The 24,174-nt window shown below is 41.0% G+C and carries 25 protein-coding genes; 15 read left to right on the top strand and 10 right to left on the bottom strand.

The features are described from left to right. The 5 genes from EJ995_RS04895 to EJ995_RS04875 all read right to left on the bottom strand — a co-directional run bounded on the left by EJ995_RS04895 (position 1) and on the right by EJ995_RS04875 (position 4,693). Positions 1-507: a hypothetical protein gene (locus EJ995_RS04895; protein ID WP_126446201.1), complete on the bottom strand. Its 507-nt coding sequence runs from the start codon at positions 505-507 to the stop codon at positions 1-3. Next, positions 500-1,327 carry a rod shape-determining protein MreC gene (gene mreC, locus EJ995_RS04890; protein ID WP_126446198.1) on the bottom strand — a complete coding sequence of 276 codons (828 nt, stop codon included), beginning with the start codon at positions 1,325-1,327 and terminating at the stop codon, positions 500-502. The genes EJ995_RS04895 and mreC overlap by 8 nt, the downstream gene beginning before the upstream one ends. Before the next feature lie 3 nt (positions 1,328-1,330). After that, entirely contained in the window at positions 1,331-2,365 is a 1,035-nt protein-coding gene (locus EJ995_RS04885; protein WP_126446196.1) for a rod shape-determining protein, read from the bottom strand. 52 nt (positions 2,366-2,417) lie between these two features. Next, on the bottom strand, positions 2,418-3,965 hold the full coding sequence (purH, locus tag EJ995_RS04880; RefSeq protein ID WP_126446194.1) for a bifunctional phosphoribosylaminoimidazolecarboxamide formyltransferase/IMP cyclohydrolase: 1,548 nt from the start codon (positions 3,963-3,965) through the stop codon (positions 2,418-2,420). A 158-nt stretch (positions 3,966-4,123) separates the two neighbouring features. Then, entirely contained in the window at positions 4,124-4,693 is a 570-nt protein-coding gene (locus tag EJ995_RS04875) for a hypothetical protein (RefSeq protein WP_126446191.1), read from the bottom strand. Between the two features lie 142 nt (positions 4,694-4,835). Here EJ995_RS04875 and EJ995_RS04870 point away from each other — a divergent pair, with 142 nt between their 5' ends. The 15 genes from EJ995_RS04870 (at position 4,836) to EJ995_RS04800 (ending at position 19,166) form a co-directional block, all read left to right on the top strand. After that, positions 4,836-6,089, top strand: a complete 1,254-nt coding sequence (locus EJ995_RS04870; RefSeq protein ID WP_126446188.1) for an ABC transporter permease — start codon at positions 4,836-4,838, stop codon at positions 6,087-6,089. 75 nt (positions 6,090-6,164) lie between these two features. Beyond that, positions 6,165-7,223 carry a diphosphomevalonate/mevalonate 3,5-bisphosphate decarboxylase family protein gene (locus EJ995_RS04865; RefSeq protein ID WP_126446186.1) on the top strand — a complete coding sequence of 353 codons (1,059 nt, stop codon included), beginning with the start codon at positions 6,165-6,167 and terminating at the stop codon, positions 7,221-7,223. 13 nt (positions 7,224-7,236) lie between these two features. After that, the gene (locus tag EJ995_RS04860) at positions 7,237-8,175 is read left to right on the top strand and encodes a mevalonate kinase family protein (protein WP_126446183.1); all 939 of its coding nucleotides are present in this window, start codon (positions 7,237-7,239) and stop codon (positions 8,173-8,175) included. Positions 8,176-8,299: 124 nt separating this feature from the next. Next, the gene (locus tag EJ995_RS04855; RefSeq protein ID WP_126446179.1) at positions 8,300-9,235 is read left to right on the top strand and encodes a geranylgeranylglycerol-phosphate geranylgeranyltransferase; all 936 of its coding nucleotides are present in this window, start codon (positions 8,300-8,302) and stop codon (positions 9,233-9,235) included. After that, on the top strand, positions 9,235-10,185 hold the full coding sequence (locus tag EJ995_RS04850) for a carbon-nitrogen hydrolase family protein (RefSeq protein ID WP_126446177.1): 951 nt from the start codon (positions 9,235-9,237) through the stop codon (positions 10,183-10,185). The genes EJ995_RS04855 and EJ995_RS04850 overlap by 1 nt, the downstream gene beginning before the upstream one ends. A 26-nt stretch (positions 10,186-10,211) precedes the next feature. Beyond that, positions 10,212-10,463: a hypothetical protein gene (locus tag EJ995_RS04845; protein WP_126446175.1), complete on the top strand. Its 252-nt coding sequence runs from the start codon at positions 10,212-10,214 to the stop codon at positions 10,461-10,463. Between the two features lie 117 nt (positions 10,464-10,580). Next, positions 10,581-10,976, top strand: a complete 396-nt coding sequence (locus EJ995_RS04840) for a carboxypeptidase-like regulatory domain-containing protein (protein WP_126446172.1) — start codon at positions 10,581-10,583, stop codon at positions 10,974-10,976. Positions 10,977-11,109: 133 nt separating this feature from the next. Then, positions 11,110-11,709: a hypothetical protein gene (locus EJ995_RS04835; protein ID WP_126446169.1), complete on the top strand. Its 600-nt coding sequence runs from the start codon at positions 11,110-11,112 to the stop codon at positions 11,707-11,709. Positions 11,710-11,918: 209 nt separating this feature from the next. Further along, complete coding sequence (locus tag EJ995_RS04830; RefSeq protein WP_126446166.1) at positions 11,919-12,896, top strand: pseudouridine synthase; 978 nt, start codon at positions 11,919-11,921, stop codon at positions 12,894-12,896. A gap of 85 nt (positions 12,897-12,981) precedes the next feature. Beyond that, the gene (locus tag EJ995_RS04825) at positions 12,982-14,376 is read left to right on the top strand and encodes a type III PLP-dependent enzyme domain-containing protein (RefSeq protein WP_126446163.1); all 1,395 of its coding nucleotides are present in this window, start codon (positions 12,982-12,984) and stop codon (positions 14,374-14,376) included. A 50-nt stretch (positions 14,377-14,426) separates the two neighbouring features. Next, positions 14,427-15,365: an agmatinase gene (speB, locus tag EJ995_RS04820; RefSeq protein WP_126446161.1), complete on the top strand. Its 939-nt coding sequence runs from the start codon at positions 14,427-14,429 to the stop codon at positions 15,363-15,365. 48 nt (positions 15,366-15,413) lie between these two features. Next, the gene (locus EJ995_RS04815) at positions 15,414-16,382 is read left to right on the top strand and encodes a deoxyhypusine synthase family protein (protein WP_126446158.1); all 969 of its coding nucleotides are present in this window, start codon (positions 15,414-15,416) and stop codon (positions 16,380-16,382) included. A gap of 154 nt (positions 16,383-16,536) precedes the next feature. Further along, positions 16,537-16,944, top strand: coding sequence for a hypothetical protein (locus EJ995_RS04810; protein WP_126446155.1), 408 nt, complete (start codon positions 16,537-16,539; stop codon positions 16,942-16,944). 4 nt (positions 16,945-16,948) lie between these two features. Continuing rightward, positions 16,949-18,484, top strand: coding sequence for a bifunctional GNAT family N-acetyltransferase/carbon-nitrogen hydrolase family protein (locus EJ995_RS04805; protein WP_126446153.1), 1,536 nt, complete (start codon positions 16,949-16,951; stop codon positions 18,482-18,484). Between the two features lie 25 nt (positions 18,485-18,509). Continuing rightward, positions 18,510-19,166 carry a hypothetical protein gene (locus EJ995_RS04800; protein WP_126446150.1) on the top strand — a complete coding sequence of 219 codons (657 nt, stop codon included), beginning with the start codon at positions 18,510-18,512 and terminating at the stop codon, positions 19,164-19,166. Positions 19,167-19,257: 91 nt separating this feature from the next. Here EJ995_RS04800 and EJ995_RS04795 read toward each other — a convergent pair whose 3' ends face one another. Genes EJ995_RS04795 through EJ995_RS04775 form a run of 5 tightly spaced genes read right to left on the bottom strand, consistent with a single transcriptional unit; the run spans position 19,258 to position 24,060 of the window. After that, the gene (locus tag EJ995_RS04795; RefSeq protein WP_126446147.1) at positions 19,258-19,914 is read right to left on the bottom strand and encodes a peptidoglycan-binding domain-containing protein; all 657 of its coding nucleotides are present in this window, start codon (positions 19,912-19,914) and stop codon (positions 19,258-19,260) included. Position 19,915: 1 nt separating this feature from the next. Further along, positions 19,916-21,319 (bottom strand): glycosyltransferase 87 family protein, encoded by a 1,404-nt coding sequence (locus tag EJ995_RS04790; protein ID WP_126446144.1) that lies wholly within the window; start codon positions 21,317-21,319, stop codon positions 19,916-19,918. Position 21,320: 1 nt separating this feature from the next. Further along, the gene (locus EJ995_RS04785; RefSeq protein WP_126446141.1) at positions 21,321-22,808 is read right to left on the bottom strand and encodes a cellulose synthase family protein; all 1,488 of its coding nucleotides are present in this window, start codon (positions 22,806-22,808) and stop codon (positions 21,321-21,323) included. Further along, positions 22,805-23,506, bottom strand: a complete 702-nt coding sequence (locus EJ995_RS04780) for a glycosyltransferase family 2 protein (RefSeq protein WP_126446138.1) — start codon at positions 23,504-23,506, stop codon at positions 22,805-22,807. Before EJ995_RS04780 ends, EJ995_RS04785 begins: the two co-directional genes overlap by 4 nt. 56 nt (positions 23,507-23,562) lie before the next feature. Beyond that, positions 23,563-24,060 carry a toxin-antitoxin system YwqK family antitoxin gene (locus EJ995_RS04775; RefSeq protein ID WP_126446135.1) on the bottom strand — a complete coding sequence of 166 codons (498 nt, stop codon included), beginning with the start codon at positions 24,058-24,060 and terminating at the stop codon, positions 23,563-23,565. Between the last annotated feature and the right edge of the window lie 114 nt (positions 24,061-24,174).

Below are 24,174 nucleotides of genomic sequence, written 5' to 3'. Positions count from 1 at the left end.
CTAGCGTTTTCGAGGTTTGACGAATAATAAAATTACAACATTCACCAGCATCGTGGCCAGTCCAACAAGTAACGTGTACCTTAGAATATGAAGTATCTCGCTAGTGTTAAAAAAAATAAAGCTGTAATACACCAGGTGGTGCAATAATATTGCCAGTGATAGAAATAAGAGTAGTCGAGAAAACTCGGTACGTAACGGCTTGAGATTCTTCATCAAATAACTCTCACCATAAACCAGTTTGAGCAAATACGGTCTCGCAAAGGCAAGCGTGACACATGCCGCTGCATGAGCGCCACCGCTATCATGAAAAGTGTCCATAACAAGCCCATAGAAAAAAGCGAGAATTATAAAGAGCAACCTATTGTTGTCAAATGGATACACTACAAAAATGAGCATATAAACCAAAGGATTTATAAAACCCAAAAAGCCAATTTGATCTGTTACAAACAATTGCAATAGCAACAATCCTATGGCTCCAAAAACCAATGACAAGAGACTCCTATTCATTGACGGTTAAGGTATCTAGTGATTGAATGATTTCGCGATCTCGATTTTTAATTACATAGACATAGCCTAGATCGGTCATATCGTTAAAAAGACGAACGCTAACTTGATAGCGACTACCATTCTCCACCAACACAGCATCCTCTACAACACCTATCTCAATATCTGGCGGAAATGTCGTGGAATACTGACCAGTGATAATGGTATCGCCTTTACTTACAGCTGCCAATCGCGGTACGTCAATCAAATTCATGTAATAAGGGTCCTTTCCATCCCAAATAAGTGATCCAATGGTATTTGTTCCCTTGATTTGAGCATTGAGAGAAATATCACTGTTAAGCACAGAAATTACACGAGCATAATCAGAATTGACCACATCTACCACTCCTACAATTCCGTTGCTAGAAATCACGCCCATGTCTGAATTTATTTCTTGTTCACTACCTATGTCGAGCGTGATAAAATTATCTAGATCTGCATAGCCATTGTTGATGACTCGTGCAGGTGTGATGGTATAAGGAATGCTATCGGCAAAAATAAAATTAGTGTCCTCACCTAGCAGTGTATCACCAGTTGCCAGCAATTTCATCCTCAAGCGGGCATTTTCCAGAGCTAACTTTTCATTTTCTACACCTAAATCAAAATAATCATAGATTCCTGTGCGTGTTTCCAGAATACTACCAGTAACATTTCCCGTAGAATGGATGAATGTAGTGCGGTGATAATTGTGCGATTGAATGGTAAAAACAGTCGCAACGGTCAACAAGAACAGATATAACAACAAGTTTCTGTACTTGATCAGAAAGTTGATGATATGCTGCATGTTCTAGTACTTATTAGCTAATACGCTCTTGTATTTATCAAGGTTTTTTAGGGTAAGACCGGTACCACGTACTACGGCTCTTAAAGGATCTTCTGCGATATAAACCGGTAGATCTGTTTTTTGAGATAATCTTTTATCCAGTCCACGTAGCATGGATCCACCACCAGCCAGATAGATACCAGTATTATAGATATCTGCAGCAAGTTCTGGTGGTGTTTGCGATAGTGTTTCCATTACCGCATCTTCTACTCTCAAGATCGATTTATCAAGCGCCTTAGCAATCTCGCGATAGCCTATTTTTACTTCTTTAGGCTTACCAGTAAGAAGATCACGTCCTTGGACATTCATCTCTTCTGGCGGCACTTCAAGATCTTCAGTGGCGGCACCTATTTGTATTTTAATCTTCTCTGCAGTGCGCTCACCTACGTAAAGGTTATGTTGCGTGCGCATGTAGTAAACGATGTCGTTTGTAAAAACGTCACCTGCAATTTTTACAGATTTATCACAAACGATACCACCTAGTGCTATGACGGCGATCTCAGTCGTTCCGCCACCTATGTCCACGATCATGTTACCTTTAGGCTGCATGATGTCGACGCCTATACCTATTGCAGCTGCCATAGGTTCGTGGATTAGATACACTTCTTTACCGTTTACACGCTCTGCACTGTCTTTTACCGCTCGCATTTCAACTTCAGTAATTCCAGATGGTATACATATCACCATGCGCAATGATGGCGTGAAAAGTTTTTTCTTCAATGCAGGTATTTCCTTGATGAACATCGAGATCATCTTCTCACTCGCGTCAAAGTCTGCAATAACACCATCTTTCAATGGCCTGATGGTTTTGATGTTTTCATGGGTTTTTCCCTGCATCATCGCCGCTTCAGTCCCGACAGCGATAATCTTGCCTGTGGTACGATCGCGAGCAACAATGGATGGACTGTCAACGACGACCTTGCCATTATGCACGATAAGTGTATTTGCCGTACCTAGGTCGATGGCAATATCTTCTGTGAGGAAATCAAAAAATCCCATAAAATTGAGCGGAAAAACGTTAGTAATTAGGGTATTGCAAAACTAAACAATTCTAGTGTTTAAAGTGTCTTGTACCTGTAAAAACCATCGCTAGACCGTTTTTATTACAATAATCAATAGAAAGTTGATCTTTAATAGATCCACCTGGCTGGATTACGGCTTTTATTCCTGCATTATCAGCTATCTCTACACAGTCTGGAAATGGGAAAAATGCATCACTTGCCATGACAGCACCTTGCAAATCAAACTTAAAAGATTCTGCCTTATGAATCGCTTGATTCAAGGCATCAACCCTAGAAGTTTGTCCAGTACCACTGGCGCACAATTGCTTATCCTTGACCAGCACGATAGTATTTGATTTAGTATGCTTACAAATTTTAGAAGCAAATAATAAATCTTCTACTTGCTCAGCAGTCGGCTCTAAGTCAGTAGCGGTAGATAAATCTGCAACGGTGTCTGTTTTTAAGTTAGGATCTTGAACTAGATAGCCGTTAAGCGATGATCGCACCTCTGGTGTTGGGTTGTTACGCTTTCGCGAAAGCGCACCATCAACAAGCTCCAGCATAATTCTATTTTTCTTGCCCTTTAAAATCTCCAATGCATCTGGGTTGAAGGATGGCGCAATGACAACCTCGCAAAATAACTCATGAATCTTGCTAGCAGTCGCAGCATCTATAGCCGTATTAGCTATCAAAATCCCGCCAAAAGCAGACACCGGATCACCAGCCAAAGCATCTACGTAGGCCTGTTCAATAGTTTCACGTTGAGCTATGCCGCAAGCATTGTTGTGCTTAAATATGGCGAAAGTTGGCGCCTCATTTACAAACTCGCTCATGAGATTTACTGCAGCATCAACATCTAGCAGGTTGTTATAAGAAAGTGCTTTACCATGATGCTTGATAAACATCTGATCAAAATCACCGTAGAACCAGCCTTTCTGATGCGGATTCTCACCATAGCGCAGTGGCATGACATGGGTCTCGCTTATCTTGAGAGATTTGTCCAATGCGTCACCAGCGTAGTATTCATAAATCGCGCTGTCATAATGGGAGCTCACATTGAAGGCAGTGGTTGCAAATTCCTTGCGCTGATCCAGCGTTGTTGATCCAGAACCTTTTTCTAGCACATCCAGCAATTTGCCATAGTCCTGCATGGTAGCTACGCAGAGTGTGTCCTTAAAATTTTTGGCGGCTGCTCTTATGAGCGAAATACCACCTATGTCAATTTTCTCAATAATATCTTGCTCACTAGCACCGCTCGCAACGGTATCTTCAAATGGATACAAATCAACGATGACGATATCAATTTGTGGTATATCATATTCCGTTAGCTGTTCTTTGTCTCCATCATGATCGCGACGATTAAGAATACCGCCAAAAACTTTAGGGTGCAATGTCTTCACTCGGCCGCCTAAAATGGATGGATAAGAGGTCACGTCTTCAACAGGAGTTACGGGAATTCCTAGATCTGTGATAAACTTTTCAGTACCACCAGTAGAGTAAATAGTGATTCCTAAATCATTCATTTTCTTAACAATAGGCTCTAGACCATCTTTGTGAAATACTGAAATTAATGCGGATTTTGCTTTGATATTGCTCATGGATATCGGGTAGATTTTTAAAGATTTAAAAATAACTCATGTGCAACGTTATCCTTGCACAACTACCTACCTTATAAATGATCTTTTACACCATGTTTGAACATAAAAAAATCCCGATCTAGTGATCGGGATTTTTTATAAGTCTTAAAGAAGATAGATTAGTTCACCACGTAAACTTCACCATCAAAGAATAGATCAAAACTTTCATTGTCATCGTCATCATCTGCGTCCTCACCTTCAGTCTCTCCATCCTCAACATTAACGATGTACTGGTTTTCACCAACTCGTTCAATGATTACAGTTCCTGATGTAGCACGACCGTCTGCATCTTGACTACCGTTTACATTGAAATCCTCAGAATACACGATCACCGCAGTTCCAGTTGCCGCAGTAGAACTTAATTCATAAGTACCGGCAATGTTGCTCACGTTGATATCATTATAAATCACTAACTGTGCCAATGGACCGCGACCTTGAATCCCAAATCTATTGAACTCCAGACCATCGCCTAAAAATATGAGTTGTGTAAATCGGTCACCTTCATTTGTTGCAACATTTGACACGACACCACCTGTAATTTCATATTCATCATCACCAGCATTGAACTTAGAATCTGAAGTGATCACGATAGGATCAATTTCTTGAACTTCTGGCAAATCGTCATCTGACTCACATGATACTGCTCCTATTGTTAGTAATAGAAGTCCTAATATTTTAAATCTTTTCATTTTGTAGCTTTTTTCAAAGGTATGTTTTCCAAAAAATATGCCAACACACAAACGCGAATTCAAAAAATCTATATTTGGTGTAACGTTATAAGCTCATAAGAGTCAAACCTTATGAAAACCAATCTTAAGTAAGCATCAATTCATGCTCATATATCTAAGAGTACTTAAAGAAAGCTTCTTTTTTGCAGTGAATGCCTTGCGCAATAACTTGCTGCGTACTTTTTTATCCTTACTAGGTGTCACCATAGGTATCTTTGCCATTATTGGTGTACTCGCTGCAATTGATAGTCTAGAAAGTGAGATTAAAGATGGCCTTAGTTCTTTAGATATTTCTACGATCTATGTTTTAAAGATTTCCTTTGGCCCTACAGAACTAGAACCTTACCAATACCAGAATTTCCCTAATGTAAGCTATGAAGAGTATGAGATGCTCAAACGATCCTTACCTGATCTGGGAGCGATTACCTACACGATATTTACTGCTCCAGAAAACATCAAGTATGATGACAAAACAGCGGTAGGTATCAATATCATACCTGGAACTACTGACTATTATGAATTAGAAAAACTCAAACTAAGTAGTGGTCGCTTCTTTAATGAAAATGAAGACGCCAGCGGTGCACCAGTCGTAGTCATAGGATATGAAGTAGCACAAAGTTTATTTGAAGGCATTGATCCTATAGGTAAACGTGTGAGATTGTTTGGCAATCGTTTTACCGTCATTGGCGTATTAGAAAAGGCTGGAGCTAGCACTATTGGACCTAATAAAGATGAGTCTGCGTACGTTCCGGTGAATTTTGTCCGCAGGATTTACAATACAAATAATAGTTTTACGACAAGTGCCTTGATCATGAAGCCTAAGCCCGGCGCAGATCAAGATCAATTTATCGCAGCTATGGAACAGCGATTGCGCACTGCACGTGGACTCAAAGGTGATGATATCAACACGTTTTTTACAAATCCATTAAAAGGATTTGCAGACTTCATCGATCAGATCACATCGACATTGACATTTATCGGTATTATTATTTCTGGTTTCTCGATGCTTGTTGGTGGTTTTGGAATTGCCAACATCATGTTTGTGAGTGTAAAGGAAAGAACAAATCTCATAGGCATACAAAAATCATTAGGCGCCAAAAACAAATTTATCCTATCTCAATTTTTATTTGAGGCTATCATTCTAGCACTGTTTGGTGGACTATTTGGATTACTGTTTGTCTGGTTAGGAACGGTGATCGCTTCCTCGTTTACTGAAGATTTTGAATTTATCCTATCGTGGGATAACATTGTTCTAGGAACAAGTATTAGTGCAATCATTGGTTTGATCGCCGGTATTATTCCTGCTATTTCTGCATCTCGACTGGATCCTGTTGAGGCGATACGTACAGGTATGTAAGCATGCTTTGTGCTCACGCAAAAACTTTATATCAGCATACGGCAATCCTTTATCTTTGCTCACAAATCTTGATGAGTGGCTCAACAATTTCACCTAACAGCTGATATCCAACTAGCAGACAAACTAAAGACCAAATGGCAGGCGCCATCCAATATTGCGCTGGTCAAATATTGGGGCAAGCATGGTATGCAATTGCCAGCAAATCCGTCGATTAGTTTCACGCTTAACAATTGTCATACAGAAACGAGTATCAAAGCAACTCTAGCAGATCAGCATGGTTTCCATATTTCTTATGAAGGTGAGCCTAAGCCCAGTTTTGAACCTAAAATCGCCGAATTTTTTGAGCGCATTACGCCTTATTGCCCATGGATCAAGAATTATAAGTTTGAGATTGATACATTAAATACGTTCCCACACAGTAGTGGTATTGCCAGCAGTGCGAGCAGCATGGCGGCGATGGCAAGTTGCTTGATGGACTTTGAGCAGCAGCTTACAGGAGGAAAACATGATAAAGCCAAAGCCAGCTTTCTAGCAAGGTTAGGCTCTGGTAGTGCGTGCCGCAGTCTGGATGGTCAGTTGGTGGTTTGGGGCGAGCATGAGCAAACGCCAGACAGCAGCAATCTTTATGGGGTGAACGTTGAGAATTTGCTACACGAGAATTTTGAGAACTACCGTGATACCATCTTGTTAGTGGACAAGGGCGAGAAGACGGTAAGCTCAACGGTAGGTCATGAGCTGATGAACGGGCACGCTTTCGCGAAAGCGAGATTCCATCAAGCCCACGACAACTTGACCAGTATTAAGAAAGCCTTGAAAGATGGTGACTATGACAGTTTTATTAAAATCACGGAAAGTGAAGCTTTGACTTTGCACAGCATGATGATGACCTCTCATCCTTACTTTATACTGATGAAACCTAACACCTTGTCAATCATCGAGGAAATTTGGGCCTACCGAAAGGAGACCGGCGTTCCTGTTTGTTTTACACTGGATGCAGGTGCCAACGTACACATGCTATATCCAGATGAGTATGCAGATCAGGTTGATGAATTGATTAAGAGTAAATTAGCGTCCTATTGTCAGAAGGAACATTATATTTGTGACCAACTAGGTCATGGCGCTTCGCGTCTCTAGAGGAATTTTTACTATGAAAGGACCACTTTTTTACTCAAAGATCTTGTTGTTCGGCGAGTATGGGATAATTAAGGACTCAAAAGGACTTTCCATCCCTTATAACTTTTACAACGGCGCTCTCAAGATTACTGATGAGCTCGACGAGACCGCTGCAGCTTCTAATCGCAGCCTGGCAAGACTGGCTGGTCATATTGAAGAACTAGCTGCCAGCGATCCTGATTTTCCAGCATTTAATGTACAATCCATGCGCGCAGATATTGACGCAGGAATGTACTTTGACAGCAGCATACCACAAGGTTATGGTGTAGGTAGTAGTGGTGCGCTGGTAGCCTCTATCTATGATAAATACGCCCTAGAAAAAATCACCGTTCTTGAAAATTTGACTCGGGAGCGACTATTGACACTTAAAGAGATTTTTGGCAAGATTGAAAGTTTCTTCCACGGCAAGAGCTCTGGATTGGATCCATTGAACAGTTACTTGAGCTTGCCTATCCTTATAAATAGTAAAGACAATATTGAACCAGCTGGCATCCCATCGCAATTGGCGACTGGTAAAGGCGCTGTGTTTCTGTTGGATTCTGGAATGACAGGTGAAACAGCACCTATGGTCAATATTTTCATGGAAAACATGAAGAAAGAAGGATTCCGTAAAATGTTGAAAGATCAGTTTGTGAAGTACACAGACTTGTGTGTAGATGACTTCTTGAGCGGTGATGTCAAAGGATTATTTGGTAATGTAAAACATCTTTCTCGTACTGTTCTTGACAATTTCAAACCTATGATACCTACGCAATTCCACGCACTGTGGAAAAAAGGACTGGACACAGGTGATTACTACCTGAAGCTTTGCGGCTCTGGTGGTGGTGGCTACATCCTAGGTTTTACCGAAGATCTAGAGAAAGCAGAAAAAGCTCTAAAGGATTATAAGCTGGAAGTAGTTTATAATTTTTAGAAATCAAACTATAATATTCAAACCTTGCCTCGGCAAGGTTTTTTTATGACCTGCTATCAATAAAATCAATTCAAGCGGGCTGCTTTTAAATTAAAGAAAGTAACTAGAATACTTACATTTGAACATGAATCACGAGGCTGCTACATCACGACCATCTTCTGGATTTAAAGAGCTTTCTTTAAAGGTTCTCAGCCTGTTTTCTTCTGTGCGATTGTACAACATTGCGCTCATTGCCATAGCACAATTGCTAGCCGCCGTATTCATTATGGCCACCGATAGACCAGTAATGGAAGTTGTTGCAGATTACAACCTTTGGCTCATTATCGTGGCTACTGCTGCGGCGATATCTGCAGGATATATCATCAATAACTTTTACGATCAGGAGAAAGACTTAATCAATAGACCGCAAAAGACTTTGTTGGAAAATCAGGTAAGTCGTTCCACATTATGGTCTGTTTATTTCTCGCTTAATGCCATTTCGGTAACCTTAGGATTTATCGTTTCCTGGCGTGCTGGCCTGTTTTACATGGGCTACATTTTTGCGATGTGGTTTTATTCTCACAAGCTCAGTAAAGTGCTATTCTTAGGTAATTTGATGGCAGCGGCGCTTTCCATCACGCCATTCTTTGTTCTGTTCATGTACTACCGCAACTTCTATCCAGTCATATTGGTTCACGGATTATTCTTGTTTCTCATTCTCAGCATGCGCGAGCTTATCAAGGATCTAGAAAACCTGAGAGGCGATCTAGCGCAAGATTATCGTACAGTACCTGTTGTTCTTGGCGAGCGCAAAGCCAAACAGTTCTACACCTTGATAACATTGGTAACCATGGTGCCAGTCGCCGTCCTAATTCTATTTTTTGAGACTGGCTACATGAGCTACTATTTTACTTTTATCACCGGTGCGCTGCTGGTATGCCTGCCGTTACTGTGGTCATCAAGGCGCAAACGTGAGTATCTACTCATCCATTTTATATTAAAAATCATCATCGTCGCTGGAGTCTTCTCAATTCTTTTGATCGACCTACCAGCCATTTTAGAACGACTAAACAACCTGTAATGAACTCACAGATCAACGTTGCCCTAGCCCAGATTTCGCCTGTATGGCTTAACAAGAAAGCAACTCTAGAAAAGATTTTGGACAGCCTGCAACAAGCAAAAAATAAGGGCGCGGAACTCGTGGTTTTTGGTGAGGCATTGTTACCTGGTTATCCATTTTGGCTAGCCTTGACTGATGGCGCTGCTTGGAATAAAACCGTGGTCAAAGAGTTGCACCGTCAGTATGTATTAAACTCGGTCGATCTAGAAGCAGGAGATCTGGATGCTGTTTGTGCTTTCGCGAAAGCTAACAAAATAGCCATCTACTTAGGACTGATCGAACGACCACAAGATCGAGGTGGTCACAGCATCTATGCGAGCATGGTGTACATCAACCAGAACGGTGAAATCAAGAGCAGCCACAGAAAATTGCAACCTACCTATGACGAGCGATTAACTTGGGCGCCAGGTGACGGTCATGGTCTGGTAACGCACAAGTTGAAAGACTTTACCATGAGCGGACTCAATTGCTGGGAAAACTGGATGCCGTTGCCACGAGCTGCGATGTATGCTCAAGGCACCAATCTGCACGTGGCGTGCTGGCCTGGTAGTGATCATAATACGAGAGATATCACACGTTTCATCGCTCGTGAAGGTCGCACGTTTGTACTGTCAGTAAGCAGTATGATGACTCGATCCGATTTGCCATCAGACACTTTGCATCTGGAAGAAATTCTACAAAATTGTCCTGATGTGCTAGCCAATGGCGGTAGTTGTATCGCTGGACCCGATGGCGAGTGGATCATTGAACCGCAAATAGGCAAAGAAGAAATCATAACGGCAACCCTGGATTTCAATAGGATCTATGAAGAACGACAGAATTTTGACGCTGTTGGACACTATTCAAGACCTGACGTGACCCAGTTGCACGTGAATCGCGAGCGACAGAGTACGGTGAGGTTTGAGGATTAGATAGGAGTAATTGTAACTTAGACATAATGTACAGAGTAACTAAGATCAATCTTTCTAATTTAAAACAATGCGATCAGGTTTGGACAGACATGCCTAAAAATGAAATGGGACGACTTTGTTTAAAGTGTAGCAATACCATTGTTGATTTCAGAAAAATGACAGATTCTGAAGTTGCAGAAACGCATCTGTTTTCAGAGCAAAAAGTCTGTGGACTTTATAATAAAGAACAACTCGCTAAACCGTCACAAGAACAGAAACAATTAAAACTGAACTTTTAGAATTCTTTCTATTTTGGCTTGTTTAATTTCTTGTCGTTAAATAGTTATGGACAAGAGAAATCGGAGCCTATCAAAACTGAACAAACGGAAAGAAAATTTGATCTAGAGTTCATAAAATTGAAAGAAACGATCACCAATAAAAATGCTGTTAAAAAAGATAGTATTTACATTTCGGGAAAGCTGACCGATATGGAAGCTTACCCTTTACCTTATGCTAACGTATTTATTAAAGGAACTAGAACTGGAACTACGTCAGACTTTGACGGCAATTACAGATTGAATGTGACCAAAGAACTAGACTCACTGAAAAATATAACACTAGTTTATTCTAATATAGGATATGAAACAACGGAATTGAACATCGATGATGAGCTTCTTCAAAACAAGAAGAATAGAATTATTAATGTTGAATTTAATCACGGCGAAATAATTGCATTTACCGTTATTGAAAGGGCGCCATTTCATAAAAGGGTTTGGAATGGCCTCAAAAGTATTTTCAGAAAGAAAAAGTGATAATTTAGTAGTACATACTAAGATTGGTTTGCTCAAATACTAGCATTGCTAGCTTTAATCTACAATTCCTTTTAACTTACGATTTGACTAGCAAATTATTTGCGCGTCACAAAAGCCATTTAAAACCCAAGCCATGAAATCCACCAGAATCATCATACTAACTTTTTTAAGTATCACACTGTTCGCAAGCTGTAAAAGCGAACAGGAAAAAACTGAACCTGAACAAGAAGAACTGGTTAATGACAATGTCGAACTTGCCAAAATCTATGAAAATGACCAATCAGATCGTATGACTGATAATATCAATTGGCCAGAAGTGACGAGACGTGATAGCCTGAGAGAAGTTAGAGTTTATGAAATGTTAGATTCTAATCTGGTAGTTACCAGCAAAGATCATTATCATGCTGCGATGGTATTTCAGCATGGCGGCGATTCTACCGCCTACAAGATGGCTATGAATTTGATGGAGCGCAGTGTTGAATTAGACAGCACAGCTAATAAATGGTTGCTTGCTGCAGCGACAGATAGATACCTACAAAGCGTCAACAAACCACAAATCTATGGTACTCAATATTTTAAAATGGGTGACGAACCGTGGACTATGGAACCCATGGATACCACTGTGATCACAGATGAAGTGCGCAAACAATTTAACGTAGAAACGCTAGCAGAGCAACGCCAACAACTTGCAGAAATGAATAGTGAGAATGGTGAACATTTACACGATCATTGATTGAAAAAAGTTGAAACTGACCTTATTTGAAATGTTTGCTTTTCTAAATACTGACTTGGATTAAAATTTTGTTTTCATTTCATTTTAGTTTCCAGTTCAAATTCAAGTTCAAATTTAATTTCAGTTTCAAGTTCAGATTTATTTTAAACTTAGATTTAAGTTTAATCACGCATTTCCCAAAATTGTACCTTTGCAAAAAATAACGAGTCATGAGTAGAGGTAACGAAGGCAGCAGAGGAAAATCCAGTGGACGTCAAGGTGGTAGCAAAGGTGCTGCAGGAAAAGGCGGCAACAGACGCAATGCAGGATCTCAGGATCATAAAGGATCAAATTCTGGACGCAAGGCTGCGCCCACCAAAAATACTCGTGGCGGCAAGAATCAAGTAATCGGCACCTCAAGATCTGGTAATCCAGTAACGAAGAAGGAATACATAGACCGTAAGAAAAAAGAAAGTAAGCCTAGCTCAAAAAGTGATGCCAAAGGAATACGCCTGAATAAATACATAGCAAACTCGGGAATTTGCAGCCGTCGCGATGCTGATATTTACATCGCAGCTGGAAGCGTGACCGTAAACGGCAAGCCTGTGGTTGAGATGGGTTACAAAGTCCAGCCTAGCGATGAAGTAAAGTTTGATGGCAGATCTATCGAGCCTCGCAAGAAAGAATATTTACTACTCAACAAACCCAAAGGTTTTATCACGCCTAGATCTGGCGAGAAAGCCAGTAAGACCGTACATGACCTTATGGCAAATGCCAGTGAGTCAAAATTACATTATATAGGACGTCTCGGTAGACAAAGCGTTGGTTTAATGGTTTTTACCAGCGATATCAATTTATCCAATAAGCTCAATAACCCTAATCAAAAACTGCGCAAAATCTATCACGTCGCGCTGGATCGCAGCTTCAAGCATGAGGACTTGATGAAAATACGCAATGGTATCAACATTGACGGCGAGGTATTCAAGGTAGAAGAAATAAGCTATGTGGATGGCGGTAAAAATAATGAGATAGGACTTGAGGTACACAGCGGCAAGGACAATCTGGTACAACGACTATTTGATGCTGTAGGTTATGAAGTCAAGGTTTTGGATCGTGTGGTCATAGGCGGGCTGACCAAAAAAGATCTACCTCGCGGCAATTACCGATACCTCACGCCACAAGAGATCATCAATCTTAAGATGATATAGCATTTTTAATATTTTGCTAACATAGGTTGCAATACATTTGGGCATCTTTAGAGAAATCGACTTTTAATCTCACAGACTCAATATATTGAATACTAAATACATAGATCTCATAGATCAGACCTATCACTTTCCTACAGAAGAATTTGAATTACAAAACAAGCACCTACAATTTCATGGCATAGACCTCATGAAATTGGTCGAGGAATATGGCACACCATTGAAATTCAGTTATTTGCCTAAAATTTCTGACAATATTCAACGTGCAAAAGGTTGGTTTGATTCCGCTTTCGCGAAAGCGGACTACAAAGCCACCTACAACTACTGCTATTGCACCAAAAGTTCCCATTTCAAGCATGTGCTAGACACGGCGCTCAAGAATGATATCCATATTGAGACCAGCAGTGCTTTTGACATCAATATTGTGCAAAGCCTCAAAAAAGAAGGAAAGATCAACGATGAAACCTTTGTCATTTGTAATGGCTTTAAACGTGATCTTTACATTCAAAACATTGCGAGCCTAATTGATAGCGGCCAGAAAAACTGTATTCCTGTAATTGATAATTATGAAGAGTTATCGCTACTTACTGAAGCAACTGATAGCAATTTCAATGTAGGTATACGCATCGCTAGCGAGGAAGAGCCCAAGTTTGAATTCTACACCAGTCGTCTAGGCATAGGTTATAAAAACATTTTGACCTTTTTCAAGAATCAGATTGAGCCAAATAATCAGGTTAATCTCAAGATGTTACACTTTTTTATCAACACAGGAATACGCGACAATGCTTATTACTGGAATGAGCTGCATAAGTGTTTGAAGGTATACATTCAATTGAAAAAGATTTGCCCTACTCTAGACAGTCTTAATATTGGTGGTGGTTTCCCTATCAAGAATAGCCTTGCATTTGAGTTTGACTATGCATACATGGTAGAAGAAATCGTGAGCCAGATCAAGCAAGTCTGCGATGAAGCTGGCGTCGATGTACCACATCTATTTACGGAATTTGGATCTTTTACCGTAGGAGAATCTGGTGGTGCGATCTACAAAATCCTGTATCAAAAACAGCAAAACGACCGTGAGAAATGGTCCATGATCAATAGCTCATTTATTACCACATTACCCGATTCCTGGGCGATTTCAAAGCGTTTTATCATGCTACCCTTGAACAGATGGAATGATGAATACGAGCGTGTGCTTTTAGGCGGTTTGACCTGCGATAGCGATGATTATTACAATAGCGAGCAGAACATCAACGCCATCTATTTACCTAAATATCATAAGGACAAGCCATTATATGTGGGCTTTTTCAACACAGGTGCCTATCAAGAAACCATAGGTGGTTATGGTGGCTTGCAGCACTGTTTGATACCAGCACCTAAACATGTCTTGATCGACCGCGATGACGATGGAGCGATCACCACGCGTGTTTTTAAAGAGCAACAAAGCTCTGAGCAAATGCTGGAAATCCTAGGATATCAATAATCCTGAATCTCATTTATTATATTTAATACTCTGATTTATAATTTATTACCATGAGCAATAACAATTATGCAGGCATTGAGGATGAATTTGCCGCACTTGATAGCGCATCCATTGTTTTAATTCCGGTACCTTATGATGGTACCAGCACCTGGCAAAAAGGTGCTGACAAAGGTCCAGAAGCATTTCTGAATGCAAGTCGCAATATGGAATTGTATGATATTGAAACCGACAGCGAGGTTTATAGACACGGCGTTTTTCTTGCCGATGCTGTAACTGAGAATTCGTCACCAGAAGCCATGGTCGATGCGGTCCATCAAACCACCAAAAAATACATCAAACGCAACAAGTTTGTAACATTATTTGGTGGCGAGCATTCCATTTCCATAGGGAGCATTAGAGCTTTTAGCGAGATGTTTGAAAATTTGAGCGTTTTGCAACTTGACGCACATGCAGACCTGCGCAAAGAATATGATGGCAGCACCTGCAATCATGCTTGTGCCGTTTATGAAGCTAGCCAGAACACCAATCTTGTTCAGGTAGGCATACGTTCCATGGATAGCATTGAGCTAGGCGTCAATGAAGATGAAAAAACATTCTATGCTCACGATATGGCTCAGGATGACTACTGGCAAGAAAAGGTAGTCGAGGCCTTGACTGAAAATGTATTCATCACCATCGATCTAGATGCGTTTGATCCATCCATCTTGCCGTCAACTGGCACACCAGAGCCAGGCGGCTTGTTCTGGTATGAGACGCTGGATTTCTTGAAATCCGTTTTTGAGGAGAAAAATGTGGTAGGATTTGACATTGTTGAATTGTGCCCCAATCCTAACGAGAAATCGTCAGATTTTCTAGCGGCCAAACTGTACTACAAAATGCTCAGCTATAAATTTAAGGACATCGCGCTAGAAGGTGAAGATGGCTATGATGCAGATAACGCTTTCGCGAAAGAAGGCTTGAAAAAGATGAAAAATATTGACGAGGATTAACCTCTCATATAAAATATAAACACGTTTGCAAAAATGCAAAAACACACCATGAGTAAACCCATAACAGAATTCATAGAAAAATACTTCCTGCACTTTAACAGCGCCGCACTGGTTGACGCTGCCAAAGGATATGAAGACCAACTTAACCAAGGATCCAAAATGCTGGTTTCCCTAGCTGGTGCGATGAGCACGGCTGAGATTGGAAAAATCTTTGCAGAGATGATACGCCGCGATAAGGTGCAGATCGTTTCCTGTACTGGTGCAAACCTTGAAGAAGATCTTATGAATCTAGTGGCTCACTCACATTATAAACGTGTGCCTAATTATCGCGATCTCACACCTCAAGATGAATGGGATTTACTTGAAAAAGGATTGAACCGAGTGACCGATACCTGTATTCCAGAAGAAGAGGCATTTAGGAGACTGCAAGAACACATCGTGAAAATCTGGAAAGATGCAGAGGCCAAAGGTGAGCGCTATTTCCCGCATGAATACATGTACAAATTACTATTGAGTGGCGTGCTGGAAGAACACTATGAGATCCCAATTGAGAACTCATGGATGTATGCAGCAGCCAAAGCAAACCTGCCTATTGTTGTTCCTGGTTGGGAAGACAGCACCATGGGTAACATTTTTGCGAGCTACGTTCTTAAGGGCGAGCTCAAGGCCAGTACTGTCAAAAGCGGTATTGAATACATGACCTTTCTGGCAGACTGGTACACAGATAATAGCAAGGACGGCATTGGATTTTTCCAGATAGGTGGTGGTATTGCTGGCGATTTTCCTATTTGCGTGGTGCCTATGCTCTACCAGGATATGGAACGCACGGACACGCCTTTCTGGAGCTACTTCTGCCAGATTTCTGACTCTACCACAAGTTATGGTAGCTACTCTGGTGCGGTGCCCAACGAGAAAATTACCTGGGGAAAACTGGACATCAACACTCCTAAATTTATCATAGAGAGTGATGCAACGATAGTCGCACCCTTGATCTTTGCATATCTGCTGGATATGTAGATTTTCAAGTATTCCTACACTTGGTATTATTAGACGATGCCAACTTGCAGTAAAATATTTTGATGGTATAAGGATTTATTGATTTGCTTAAGCGATGATGAGGATTCAGCTTTCGCGAAAGCGTAACATCCAAAAAACATAAAAACAAAATAACATGAAAAAGATAATATTAGTAGTCCTTGCAGCAGTCTTGATGGCAAGTTGCGGCTCCAAGAAAAGCAAGAAACAAGTTTCACAGGATTTCCAGATAAACATTATATCTGTCGAGGACAATACTATAGAATTAGAATGTGAAGAAGGTTGTGCCTGGACAAAATTGTCATTTACCAAAGCCAAATTCCAGCCACAGGCCATTGACGCCTACGGTATGTCAATAGCCACGGCACCAGTAAATACAACGGATCAACTGCCGGATTTCCTATTCAATCTAGAACGCACCGACAATGGCATAGCGCTGGAAAGCAAGCGCGGTACCGCATGGACAAAATTGAGTTTTAATTGCAGTGAAGGAACCGATTACTGTATTCATACGGTAGATTTTAATGGCGTGAGCAGTAACTAAGAATATGAGCACTACATCTCAAGATAAAATCGAGAATCTATCACTGGAATTTCTAGAGCTGGCAGACTATGACCAGTTGAAACATGCCATGATCGATTCTTATACCAACTTGCCTGATTCTTATTGGAAAAAGGAACAGATCAAAACCCTGATCGACAAATTTCCTGAAGGTCAGGTGGTGCTCAAGGTCAATGATGAGATTGTGGCCTGTGCGCTGTCGATTGTTGTAAAGTATGAGGATTTTAGCGGTCAGTACACTTATGAGCAAGTGACTGGCAACTATAAGTTTACCACGCACGATGACGATGGCGACGTGCTTTATGGGATAGAAGTGTTTATCAAGCCGCAGTATCGTGGCATGCGTCTAGGCCGCAGGTTGTATGATTACCGCAAGGAACTTTGTGAGAATTTGAATTTGCGAGGCATCGCTTTTGGCGGTCGTATTCCTGGTTATCACAATTATGCTAGCGAGATGTCACCCAAAGAATACATCGAGAAAGTGCGCATGAAAGAGATCAACGATCCTGTGCTCAACTTCCAGATGAGCAATGATTTTCACGTTTCTCGAGTGCTCAAAAATTACCTAGATGGCGATAAAGCGTCCATGGAATTTGGTGTCCTATTGGAATGGGATAACATCTACTACACGCAGCCTGTCACTGACACGGTGGCTTTAAAAAGTACTGTTAGACTTGGTTTGATTCAATGGCAGATGCGTCCTTATTCAGGCATTGAAGAACTCATGCAGCAGGTAGAATATTTTGTGGACAGTCTCGCTGCCTACAGATCTGATTTTGCTTTGTTTCCAGAGTATTTTAATGCACCGCTAATGGCGGCCTATAATGATCATAGCGTGAGTGATGCCATACGTGAGCTGGCAAAATACACCGGCATGATTCGGGATCGCTTCTCTGAGCTTTCCATCAAGTATAATATCAATATCATCACTGGCTCCATGCCAGAGATTATCGATGGACAGCTTTATAATGTGGGTAATCTATGCCATCGTGATGGTCGTGTTGAGCAGTATGAAAAGATTCACGTGACACCTGATGAGCAAAAGGTTTGGGGTCTGAGCAATGGTAGTAAGATCCAGACTTATGATACCGATTGTGGTAAAATTGGCATCTTGATATGTTATGATAGTGAGTTCCCAGAATTAAGCCGATTATTAGCAGAAGATGGCATGCAAATGCTATTTGTACCGTTCTTGACTGATACTCAAAACGCTTATGCACGAGTGCGCCTATGCTGTCAAGCTCGAGCGGTAGAGAATGAATGTTATGTGGCGATCGCTGGAAGCGTGGGCAATCTGCCGGCGGTAGAAAATATGGATATATCCTATGCACAAAGCGCGGTTTTTACACCATGTGATTTTGCATTCCCGTCAAACGGCGTCAAAGCAGAAGCGACACCCAACACAGAGATGATTCTCGTGGCAGATGTTGACCTGGACTTACTCAAAAAACTACACAACCACGGTGCAGTAAAAAACCTCAAGGACCGCCGTACGGACTTGTATAGTGTGGTTAGGAAATAGGTTGTAGGCAAAGTACATTTGCCACGTGAGATCGTTTCTTTTACTAATCATTTTAGCGTGCTCTGCTGCTACGGCTCAGATCTATAGATCAGAACTGGTAATAGTTTTAAATTCTGGTGAGGAATTGTATGGTTTTGCCAAAATACCAAGAGGTAGAAATAAGCCTATAAAACTCACTCAAACCGATACCAAGGCCGAGATGATTATCGATCCTCAAGATATTGAGTACATTTTACTTGATATCATGATTCCTGAAAAGAAAGGACTATTTTCTATACCAGAGTACAATGAAGAGAGACTCGTCATAGTTCCCTTGGACATCGGAACTGAGAAGAAGGCTAAGTGGATTTATGCTTTGGAAATTGTCGCTGGTGACCTATCGTATTACGGATATGATATAAGAGCTGTAAAAAAGGAAGCAGGATACCGTAGTAGATTTTACGGTGATATACCTAGCCCTCAACCTGATAGCTACAAATTCTCAATTGGTAATTATTTATATGTCACGTTAGAAGGTCAAGAAGTAAATGCATTCGGTAATCAAGGATCTTTTCTGAACAAAAATGCTAATCTCTTGATGTCTGATTGCCCTAATCTTATCGAAGAAATTAAAATGAAGAAACGTTTTGAAGATGAAGAGATCAAGCGATTAATCGAAAAATATAACGAGGGCTGTTATTGAATAAGTCATGAATGTCATTCGAAATAAATCTAGTTTTTCAATTCACAATGTAAGTCACCGCTTCTCGACTGTCGCTGGAAGTGGTTACAAACTACTTCAATAAAGCATCAAAAGTCAAAACATCCAATTTACCATCTGGATATAGATTGTTGTTTGACTCAAAATCAGCTAGGGCTTTACTGGTGATTGTGGCAAAAACTCCATCGACAGGAATTTCATATCCTTTATTGACTAGGATTTTTTGGACTTCATAAATCAATGCACCGCGAGAACCTACACTTTTACTCGTTGCTATCTCTGCATCATAAAGTTCTTGCAAGTGTTGTTGTTCTCGCTCTTGTTCTTGAGTCTCTCTTGACGTCAGGCCGGCTTCTATTTCTTTGATTGTTTCGTTATCAATTCCGTCCTGTTTGTAGGCAGCAGATTGTACTAGCAGATTTTCATAGTATTTGACCTTGGCGAGTCTATTGGCATATTCTGCGATGGCGTTTTGTGTTTCTAGATCATCTTCTTCTGGTGCGCGCACGTCAATATCGTTTGCGGTGTATTGCAGTTTGACATAGGTATTCACGTCTTGAATGGCGTTCACATAATCCCAAACCACACTCGCGTCGTGATACTGTAGATCTATATTTTCAGGCTTTTGGTATTCATAATTAGGCGCATGAAATCGATTCCAATCCTTATAAAAATCATAGGCGATAAAACCTAGAATAATGACCAATAGAAAAATGATGATTTGCTTCATATCAGCGGTTTAGTTGGTTTGTTCTGGCAGAAAAAATACTCTTTCCTGTCAGCTCTAAAATACATATAAAAAGGACCACACCATATTCCAGACCAATCCACCAGAAGTTCTCACTATAATCTGCGTTTGCATAAGCAGAATAACTCACAAAAACCAGACAACTCCACACCACCATAAATCGATACCGGGTAAACAAAGAAAACAGTAACGGAATCGTCAAATACCATGGATGAACAGTGGTCGAGAGCAACAAATATGTCGTGAAAGCAAGTAGAATACTGGTCAACAGGACTTCGGGATACTTGTTTTGACGCAATAGCGATAACAAGATTATTACTGCAATAGTAATTAGCGGCAAGATCTTACCGACCGTACCAATAATATTATAACCAGTTACCTCATACCCAATCGCTCTAATGACGTAATAAATACTCGCATTGAACTCAAATGTCCCAAACCACAAACCAATCGATGCTGCGTATTTTTCAATCAATTCACCTGAAACAAGTGGTGCAAATCCAGCGATGATCGTTACCGCAGCGGTGATGTAGAACAGTACGATCCATTTGAATTTCCGTGCCCGCACCACTAAAGGAAAAACCAACACCGGTAACAATTTTACCAAAACGCCAAAACCTAAAAACAGTCCGCTGCGCCACTTATCATAGCATATAAAATGATAAACACCTATCAGCATGAAGCAAGCCATAACGCCTTCCCAATGCAGGTTTCCTGTCAATTCTACGATCACAAACGGATTCAAATAGTACAATAAGATCAACCAGTCTGGTTTACCCAATAATCGCAAGAGTTTGATTCCGTAGATAAACGTAACGACGTCTGCCAAAATGATAAATACGCGCATCCATATCACCGTATGCAGCAAACTATCGCCGCCTAGATAGGCTGCTGCTGCAAAGAAAAATTGATTCAATGGTGGATAGTTAGTAAAATGACCGCTGGATAGTGATCCCATGGACGCGTGCAGGAACTCGGCATTTGGGATAAAATCTGCGCCTGATACGATCAAATCGTCGGGTAAATACAAATAGGGATTGAAGCCGTTAAGTGATAGGTGTCCATCCCAGATGAACCTGAAAAAATCTTGCGACAACCATGGCGTCACCCACAAGAGCACTAACCGCAAAACAACACCAGCCAGCAGCCATGCCACAAAGGATGATTTGGCCTTAAAAAAGTTTCCTAACCAGGCTGAAAATAGTTCCCATCTTTTTTCGGTAGCAGTTTTGGCCATCCAGCACAATGCTAGAAATAGCGCAAATAAACCTATATAAGTAAGAAGACTTGGATAGTACTGCTTTCGCGAAAGCGTGCTCAAGAAAGAGTACCCTAAAAAGCTAAGGATCAATAAAATGCCGAAGCCATTTTGCAGCCTGGCTTTCATGCTAGGACTTGTCAGTTATACTGCGGAAAAACACAAAACCAAAGCCGATGACCAACATCAAGTGAAATGGGAACAGTCCAAAATCGCCGCCTTGATCGCCTACCAAAAAGGCAGAAACCAGCCCAAAAATGAAGTACAACATGAGCAAGCCCTCAATAATCACGTGACTGCTTATGTTTTTTCGCAGGTATTTATTGGCTTTCCAGTTGCCACCAACAGCTGCCAAATTGAATTTAGGCGTGCGTACAAACTCACTGCGCTTGCCTATGTGGCCTTCAATCACCGCAATAGAATTGTGCAGGGAAAAGCCCATGGCGACCGAGAAAAAGGTAAAAAACATACCTATATAGGTGATGAAATTTCTGAAACCGCCACCATAGGTGTTGCGGTACATGAACCAGTAGCACACAAAAAAGATGATGGTACTTATCACAAAGAAACTCATGACAATGAAGTACACCTTGAGGTGCTCGTACTCGTTCTTGATGTAGAGCATGGGAATGCTCAAAATCGCCACGATAAACACGTTCAAAAACATGGTGCTGTTCAACAAATGCAGGATGCCGTGAAACTTTGTTTTGAACGACTGATCGCTACCCAAAACACGCTTAAACATCTTTTGAAAATTCTCTGCACCACCTTTATTCCAGCGGAATTGCTGTGAACGTGCCGCGCTGATTACAATGGGTAACTCAGCTGGCGTGGTGACGTCTTCTAGATAGACAAACTTCCATTTGTTGAGTTGTGCGCGGTAGCTTAGGTCAAGATCCTCGGTAAGTGTGTCGCCTTCCCAATTTCCTGCGTCATAGATAGTTTCCTTGCGCCAGATTCCTGCGGTACCGTTGAAGTTGATGAAGTGGCCTTTGGAATTGCGACCTACTTGCTCTAGTGTGAAATGCGCATCCAGTGCAAAGGCCTGTACTTGGGTAAGCAGACTGTAATCGCGATTTAAGTGCGCCCATCTGGTTTGGACAACGCCAACTTCTGCATCATCGAAATGATGAATGGTTTTAAGCAACCAGTCTGGTTCTGGTAGGAAGTCTGCATCAAAAATGGCGATGAACTCGCCTCGTGCAATCTTGAGACCTTCTTTGAGCGCACCAGCCTTAAATCCAGATCTATCGGTGCGTGTGATGTGTTTGATATCCAGTCCAGTTGCCTGTAGTTCTGTAACATGGGCTGCCGTAATGGCAAGCGATTCATCTGTGGAATCATCTAGGACCTGTATCTCTAGTTTTTCTCGCGGATACTCTATTTTGGCAATATTTTCCAGCAATCGCTCCATCACATACAGCTCATTAAAAACAGGAAGTTGGATGGTAACTATTGGTAAATCCTCGGGTGCAGAAAGAATTTCTTTTTTGGCCTTTTTACATCTCTTCTGCGCCTGTAGGTAGTTGATCAACAAGTTCAGTTGTGAAAAAGAGTAAAACAGAATCATGATCAATGATGCCGAATACACAACGATACATATCCACTCGAGAATCATTTTTTAAGACCGTATTTGAATATCCATGTTAAAATTTTAACACCTGCAAATATAGCACCTTTGACTGTTCCTGATACTTTAGAAACGCCTATTCTATTGCGGTACTTGACTGGGATTTCCTTGTAAGAATAGCCTGTCTTCAATGCTTTGAGTTGCATTTCTACCGTCCAGCCATAGGTTTGATCTTCCATCTCTAGCGCTAGTAGTTTCTCATACTTTATCGCGCGGAATGGGCCTAGATCTGTAAACCTACTGTTGAACATGATTTTCATAAGCGAAGTCGCTAGCCAGTTCCCGAAAACCTGTGGTCCAGTCATGCTACCAGCTTCTCTTAATTTCTTATCTCTGGCACCTATGACAAAGTCAATATCTTGATTAATAATTGGTGCGACTATCTGAGTCAACTGCTCTGGATAATCACTGTAGTCACCATCAAGAAATACCACGATATCTGGTTTGTTTTCCTGCTGGCTGATATAATCCATGCCTTTCAAACAGGCAAAACCATAACCACGTCTATTCTCTTTGAGTACTGTCGCGCCAGCTTGGGTAGCTGTAGCTTCGGTAGTATCTGTGCTGTTATTTGAAACCACAATAACCTCATCAACAACGTTTGGAATATCCTTAATAACCAGGCCTATGCTATCTGCCTCGTTGTATGCAGGAATGATGACTTTAATGAGTAGTTGGGAATTCAAGTGGTTGGTTTAAAGTTTGCAAAAATAAGGGCTTCTAGAAGAACTGAGCAGAAACCTCAACGGCTTAAATCACTCATGGAAAAATCAGGATGATCTTTTTTAAATGATCGCACGCTGTCCCATTGTCCCAATAATTTGCCGTCCTTATATTCTGAAACCATACTTAGTCTCGATCTTTTATAATGCATCGCATAACCATGTGGTTTGCCGTGACGGTATTGCATTTTGACTTTTTGAAATCCAGATTTGTTATGGAAAGTCCACCAATTGGTAGCTTTACCATTTCGGTAATGTCCTTCTTGGATCAATTTACCCTGCTTGTACTCATACCAATATCCAGTCTTCAGATTGCGCGAAAAATGACCTCGGGATTCTAGTTTACCGTTGCGGTCATAGAATTTCCAGTAGCCATCTTTTTGTCCTTGAGCCGTCCAGCCTTCCATAATCAGCTGACCGCTTGCAGTGTATTTCTTCACGTACTCTTTGTCGATCTCAATCGAGCTGGCAGTGAGTAAATTGGCCGATAAAATGAGCAGTAAACCAAATGCCTTCATGTCATTGAATTAAGGATTTTATTCAATGTACACTAATCCTTTGATAACGTAGGATTTACCACTTCAAGTCAGGAATAAAGTATCATACCTAAGGAAAAAAGCAACAGATCAATG

Origin of the sequence: Nonlabens ponticola, from assembly GCF_003966335.1 — a bacterium.
Classification (GTDB): Bacteria; Bacteroidota; Bacteroidia; order Flavobacteriales; family Flavobacteriaceae; genus Nonlabens; species Nonlabens ponticola.
This window is presented reverse-complemented; position numbering and strand designations above follow the sequence as displayed.

Bases quoted from the DNA above. Each gene is read 5' to 3' on its own strand.
- EJ995_RS04895 (WP_126446201.1), bottom strand. From the start codon at position 507: ATGAATAGGAGTCTCTTGTCATTGGTTTTTGGAGCCATAGGATTGTTG.
- mreC (WP_126446198.1), bottom strand. From the start codon at position 1,327: ATGCAGCATATCATCAACTTTCTGATCAAGTACAGAAACTTGTTGTTA.
- EJ995_RS04885 (WP_126446196.1), bottom strand. From the start codon at position 2,365: ATGGGATTTTTTGATTTCCTCACAGAAGATATTGCCATCGACCTAGGT.
- purH (WP_126446194.1), bottom strand. From the start codon at position 3,965: ATGAGCAATATCAAAGCAAAATCCGCATTAATTTCAGTATTTCACAAA.
- EJ995_RS04875 (WP_126446191.1), bottom strand. From the start codon at position 4,693: ATGAAAAGATTTAAAATATTAGGACTTCTATTACTAACAATAGGAGCA.
- EJ995_RS04870 (WP_126446188.1), top strand. From the start codon at position 4,836: ATGCTCATATATCTAAGAGTACTTAAAGAAAGCTTCTTTTTTGCAGTG.
- EJ995_RS04860 (WP_126446183.1), top strand. From the start codon at position 7,237: ATGAAAGGACCACTTTTTTACTCAAAGATCTTGTTGTTCGGCGAGTAT.
- EJ995_RS04855 (WP_126446179.1), top strand. From the start codon at position 8,300: ATGAATCACGAGGCTGCTACATCACGACCATCTTCTGGATTTAAAGAG.
- EJ995_RS04850 (WP_126446177.1), top strand. From the start codon at position 9,235: ATGAACTCACAGATCAACGTTGCCCTAGCCCAGATTTCGCCTGTATGG.
- EJ995_RS04845 (WP_126446175.1), top strand. From the start codon at position 10,212: ATGTACAGAGTAACTAAGATCAATCTTTCTAATTTAAAACAATGCGAT.
- EJ995_RS04835 (WP_126446169.1), top strand. From the start codon at position 11,110: ATGAAATCCACCAGAATCATCATACTAACTTTTTTAAGTATCACACTG.
- EJ995_RS04830 (WP_126446166.1), top strand. From the start codon at position 11,919: ATGAGTAGAGGTAACGAAGGCAGCAGAGGAAAATCCAGTGGACGTCAA.
- speB (WP_126446161.1), top strand. From the start codon at position 14,427: ATGAGCAATAACAATTATGCAGGCATTGAGGATGAATTTGCCGCACTT.
- EJ995_RS04815 (WP_126446158.1), top strand. From the start codon at position 15,414: ATGAGTAAACCCATAACAGAATTCATAGAAAAATACTTCCTGCACTTT.
- EJ995_RS04810 (WP_126446155.1), top strand. From the start codon at position 16,537: ATGAAAAAGATAATATTAGTAGTCCTTGCAGCAGTCTTGATGGCAAGT.
- EJ995_RS04805 (WP_126446153.1), top strand. From the start codon at position 16,949: ATGAGCACTACATCTCAAGATAAAATCGAGAATCTATCACTGGAATTT.
- EJ995_RS04795 (WP_126446147.1), bottom strand. From the start codon at position 19,914: ATGAAGCAAATCATCATTTTTCTATTGGTCATTATTCTAGGTTTTATC.
- EJ995_RS04790 (WP_126446144.1), bottom strand. From the start codon at position 21,319: ATGAAAGCCAGGCTGCAAAATGGCTTCGGCATTTTATTGATCCTTAGC.
- EJ995_RS04785 (WP_126446141.1), bottom strand. From the start codon at position 22,808: ATGATTCTCGAGTGGATATGTATCGTTGTGTATTCGGCATCATTGATC.
- EJ995_RS04775 (WP_126446135.1), bottom strand. From the start codon at position 24,060: ATGAAGGCATTTGGTTTACTGCTCATTTTATCGGCCAATTTACTCACT.